The organism is Kitasatospora sp. NPDC059973 (genome assembly GCF_042737525.1).
Lineage (GTDB): Bacteria > Actinomycetota > Actinomycetes > Streptomycetales > Streptomycetaceae > Kitasatospora.
Genome location: NZ_JBHWUI010000311.1, coordinates 1 through 4,460, shown reverse-complemented (window position 1 = coordinate 4,460; position 4,460 = coordinate 1). Strand labels below are relative to the sequence as shown.

5 protein-coding genes are annotated in these 4,460 nt (G+C 75.4%); 4 read left to right on the top strand and 1 reads right to left on the bottom strand.

Going from position 1 to position 4,460, the window contains the following annotated elements; translation table 11 throughout:
- Nucleotides 1-323: 323 nt before the first annotated feature.
- Nucleotides 324-1,556 carry a serine hydrolase domain-containing protein gene (locus tag ACFWA9_RS38385; protein WP_380394089.1) on the top strand — a complete coding sequence of 411 codons (1,233 nt, stop codon included), beginning with the start codon at nt 324-326 and terminating at the stop codon, nt 1,554-1,556.
- A 98-nt stretch (nt 1,557-1,654) separates the two neighbouring features.
- Entirely contained in the window at nt 1,655-2,197 is a 543-nt protein-coding gene (locus tag ACFWA9_RS38380; RefSeq protein ID WP_380394086.1) for a gamma carbonic anhydrase family protein, read from the top strand.
- A gap of 64 nt (nt 2,198-2,261) precedes the next feature.
- Here ACFWA9_RS38380 and ACFWA9_RS38375 read toward each other — a convergent pair whose 3' ends face one another.
- Nucleotides 2,262-3,482, bottom strand: a complete 1,221-nt coding sequence (locus ACFWA9_RS38375; protein ID WP_380394083.1) for an MFS transporter — start codon at nt 3,480-3,482, stop codon at nt 2,262-2,264.
- A gap of 254 nt (nt 3,483-3,736) precedes the next feature.
- Between ACFWA9_RS38375 and ACFWA9_RS38370 the strand changes: the two genes are divergently transcribed.
- Nucleotides 3,737-3,973: a DUF2277 domain-containing protein gene (locus ACFWA9_RS38370; RefSeq protein ID WP_380394080.1), complete on the top strand. Its 237-nt coding sequence runs from the start codon at nt 3,737-3,739 to the stop codon at nt 3,971-3,973.
- Between the two features lie 98 nt (nt 3,974-4,071).
- Nucleotides 4,072-4,308 (top strand): DUF6296 family protein, encoded by a 237-nt coding sequence (locus ACFWA9_RS38365; protein ID WP_380394077.1) that lies wholly within the window; start codon nt 4,072-4,074, stop codon nt 4,306-4,308.
- The last annotated feature ends 152 nt before the right edge of the window (nt 4,309-4,460 follow it).

Genomic DNA, 4,460 nt, shown 5'->3' with positions numbered 1-4,460 from the left:
GCACCCCTCCGCCCCAGGGCGGAGGGGTGCCCCCGGGTCCGTCAGGGTCCTGTTCCGCCTGTGGGTGGAGCGACACGCCGACGGAAGATCGGACCAGCGGTGGAGAGGCTCGGGACCTGGGTCGGACGTGTACGTCTCCCGGCACTGTCAGAGTGTCAGTCGACAGGACCGGGGCGGATGTTGTGGAAAGTCCGCCCGTTCGGACACCGGAGGGCGGCGGCATGACGGGAACGACGAGGGATCGGGCGGGCCGGGCGGAGTGGACGGGCCCGGAAGGCGGGCGGGACCGGGGGCGGCGACGGCGGGGGCTGGCCGTACGGGCGGTGGCGGTCGCGCTGGCCGGTGCCGGCCTGGTGGGTGCCCTCGCCCCCGTCGCGGGTGCCCAGGGCGCGGGGCCCGGGTCCGGCCGACCGGTGGCCGACGGCGGCGCCGACCGGGTCGACCGGGCGGCGCTGGACGCGGCCGTGCGCGGGCCGGTGGCCCAGGGCGGCGCCTCCGCCGCGCTGGGGCTGGTCGCCGAGCGCGGGCGCACGGTCTGGAAGGGCGCGGCCGGGACGGCCGACTTCGCCACCGGCGCCCCGGCCACCGCCGACGGCCGGTTCCGGATCGGCAGCGTCACCAAGACCTTCGTGGCGACGGTGGTCCTGCAGCTCGTGGCGGAGCACCGGGTCGGCCTGGACGACCCGGTGGAGAGCCGCCTGCCCGGCGTGGTGCCGAACGGCGGGCAGATCACCGTCCGCCAACTGCTGAACCACACCAGCGGCCTGTTCAACTACACCGAGGACCCGTCCTTCTCCTTCGACGAGGACCCCGCCGCCCTGCAGCGGTGGCTCGACGTCGGCCGCTGGCGCCCGTACGCGCCGGAGGAGCTCGTCGGCCTCGCCGCCCAGCACCCCCCGTACTTCGCCCCCGGGCAGGGCTGGCACTACTCCAACACCAACTACGTGGTGATCGGGATGCTGATCGAGCGCCTCACCGGCCGCGGCTGGGCCGACGAGGTCCAGCGCCGGATCATCCGCCCGCTCGGTCTGACCGGTACCTCGATGCCGCTCAACTCGCCCTTCGTCCCCGGCCCGCACGCCCACGGCTACTACAAGCTCGCCTCCGGACCGGCGGACGTCACCCTGCTCGACCCGAGCATGGCCGGGGCGTCGGGGGCCGGGATCTCCACCACCACCGACCTCGCCCGGTTCGTCTCCGCCCTGCTCGGCGGGCGGCTGCTCGCCCCGGCCCAACTCGCCGAGATGAAGCGGACCACCCCGCAGAGCGGTCCCGCCGAGTACGGCCTCGGCCTCCAGCGGACGTCGACGGCCTGCGGCGAGTACTGGGGCCACAGCGGCGGAATCCCGGGGTACACCACCCTGATGTACGGGGCCTCGGACGGCCGGCGACAGTTCACGGCCTCCGTCAACCCGTACGACCTCTCCGACCTCCCGGCGGCCAACGCCACCGTCGAAGCCCTGGTCGCCACCGCCCTCTGCGACACCCACCCGGCCACCCCGGCCACCCCGCCCACGGCGACCGGCACCCTCGCGGCCACCGGCGTGGTCCGGTGACCTCCCCGGCGCGATCACCGGGGTGCTGGGGGCGGTCCACGACCGGGGTGCCATCATGACCGGCACATGACGGTCGATTGTCGCCAGGAGGACGAGACATGGCAGAGCCGCTGATCGCCGCAGTCGGGGGCCGGGTGCCCGACATCGACCCGACCGCCTTCGTCGCACCCAACGCGGTGGTGATCGGGTCGGTCACGGTCGGCGCCGGGGCGAGCGTCTGGTACGGCGCGGTGATCCGCGGCGACGCCGAGGCGATCACGGTCGGCGCGGGCACCAACATCCAGGACAACTGCACGCTGCACGCGGACCTGGGCTTCCCGCTGGTGATCGGCGAGCGGATCTCGGTCGGCCACAACGCCGTCCTGCACGGCTGCGTGATCGAGGACGACGTGCTGGTCGGGATGAACTCCACGGTGCTGAACGGCGCCCGGATCGGGGCCGGTTCGCTGGTCGCGGCCGGGGCCGTGGTCCCGCAGGGCATGCAGGTGCCGGCGGGCTCCCTGGTCGCCGGGGTGCCGGCCAGGATCCGGCGCGAGCTGACCGAGGAGGAGCGGGCGGGCGTCACCTTCAACGGCGAGGGCTACCGCCTCCTGGCCGACGCCCACCGGACGATCGAGCCGGTGGAGCGTCGGACGGCCTAGGCGGTCGAACGGGGCGAGGCCGTCGGGCGGGGGAGCCCCGCCCGGCGCGCCCCCGCCCGGCCGGTCAGGTGCGGGCGGCCGCCTCGGCGGTGGGCAGGGGGTGGCCGGGGGCCGGGGCCGGTACCGGGGCGGCCGTCCCGGGGCGACGGCGGTCGGCGGCCCAGGCGATCACCGCGATCACCGCACCCGAGGCGGCGAGGCCCGAGCCGACCAGGGTCGGCGACGTCCAGCCGAGCCCGGCGTCCAGGGCGAGGCCGCCGAAGTACGCGCCCTGGGCGTTGGCCAGGTTGAACGCGCCCTGCACGGTCGCCGAGGCGAGGGTCGGGGCGTTGCGGGCCTTCTGCAGCACCAGGGTCTGTACGGCCGGGACGATCGCGAAGCCGAAGAGCCCGACCAGCACCACCGTCAGGGCGGCCGACCACTCGGAGCGGGCGGTCACCCCGAAGAGCGCCAGGGTGGCGGCGAGCAGCAGGAAGGCGGCGCAGACGGTCGGCCGCAGCGCGCGGTCGGCGGCGATGCCGCCCAGCACGTTGCCGATCGTCATGCCCACCCCGAACAGCGCCAGCACCAGCGTCACCGATCCGGTGGCGTAGCCGGAGACCTCGGTGAGCAGCGGGGTGATGTAGCTGTAGCAGGCGAAGAAACCCCCGCAGCCGAACACCACCGTGCCGAGGGCCAGCCAGAGCTGTCCGCTGCGGAACGCCCCCAGCTCGTGCCGGAGGCCGGACTGCGCGGGCGTGGGCAGCTGGGGCACCAGCCGCGCGATGGCGACGGTGCCGAGCGCGCCGATCGCGACCACCACCAGCATGGTGGCCCGCCAGCCGAGGTGCTGCCCGAGCAGGGTCGCGGCCGGGACCCCGATGATGTTGGCGACGGTCAGGCCCGAGAACATCACGGCGACCGCCCGGGCCCGCCGGTGCGGGGCGACCAGCTCGGCGGCCGCGACCGCCCCGGCGCCGAAGAACGCCCCGTGCGGCAGCCCGGTGATCAACCGGGCCGCCGCCAGCGACCAGAAGTCGGGCGCGATCGCGCAGAGCAGGTTGCCGGTCGCGAAGAGGCCGGCCAGCGCGACCAGCACGGGCTTGCGAGGCCGTCCGGCGGCGAGCGCGGTGAGCAGCGGTGCGCCGATCACCACGCCGATGGCGTAGGCGGAGATCAGCCACCCCGCCTGGGGGATGGAGACGTGGAGGTTCTCGGCGACCTGGGGCAGCAACCCCATGGCGGCGAATTCGGTGGTGCCGATGGCGAACGCGGTGACGGCCAGGGCGACCAGCGCGAGTGGCAAGGGGGACTCCGGGGTGACGCCCGGGCGGGAGCCGGGCAGGGGGTCCGGCACGGTCGTCGGGCCGGTGCAGACAGGTGACCGGGCCAGGCGACCCGGTGGGGGAGCGGGGTGGGGAGCGGGGCGGCGCGGGGATGACGGGCCATTCGTCTGGGCGAAATCCTAATCCGATCGGATGACCCCACCAGGTGCCGCCCATGGCCGGCCGGTGACACATGGGGGTCGCCAGCGGCGCCCCCGCGCGCGAGACTGGGGTCATGTGCCGCAGTATCAAGACGTTGAGACCGCCCGTGACGCCGGACGCCTCCGATGAGGACTTCCACGCGGCCGCCCTCCAGTACGTGCGGAAGGTGTCGGGGTTCCGCGCCCCGGCGGCGCACAACCAGGAGGCCTTCGACCGCGCCGTGGAAGCCGTCGCCGGGGCCACCGCCCGATTGCTCGACGAGTTGGAGGTCCGCGGCGCTCCCGCCCGGGCCACGGGGGCCGCCGCCTGATCCGACGGCGGGAAGCCGCCGGCCGGCCCGGCGCAGACCTGTAGGGGCAGCATGGGCACCAGGGACAGCTGGGACCAGGTGGACCGAGGAGATCGGCGATGAACCCCGCGAACCGTTACGTACTGACCTTCCCGGGCACGCCCGGCACCCAGGCCCCGCAGGACGTCGTCGTGGTCTCCCGCACCAGTACGACCGGTCCCGGCGGCCACCCCGTCTACGAGGACGCCACCGGCATCGTCCGGGCCGAGATCAGCGACTCGGGCGAGGTCCGGATGCTCGCCAGCGGGGGGCACCAGTCCCTGCACTTCCCGGTGCACGCCGAACCACTGCCGTAGCGGGGAGCCCTCCGCCGCCGGCGCGGCCCCCCCCCCCCCGCCCGCGGGGGGGGGTGGCGCCGGCCCCGGCCGCCCGGCCGGCGGCCGAGCGGGGCGCCCGGCTGCCGCTGTCGAAGGAGTGGGAGTGGGCGGTCTCGGGCACCGAACGCCGT

Coding starts and splice junctions, on each gene's coding strand:
- ACFWA9_RS38380 (WP_380394086.1), top strand. CDS start 1,655: ATGGCAGAGCCGCTGATCGCCGCAGTCGGGGGCCGGGTGCCCGACATC.
- ACFWA9_RS38370 (WP_380394080.1), top strand. CDS start 3,737: ATGTGCCGCAGTATCAAGACGTTGAGACCGCCCGTGACGCCGGACGCC.
- ACFWA9_RS38365 (WP_380394077.1), top strand. CDS start 4,072: ATGAACCCCGCGAACCGTTACGTACTGACCTTCCCGGGCACGCCCGGC.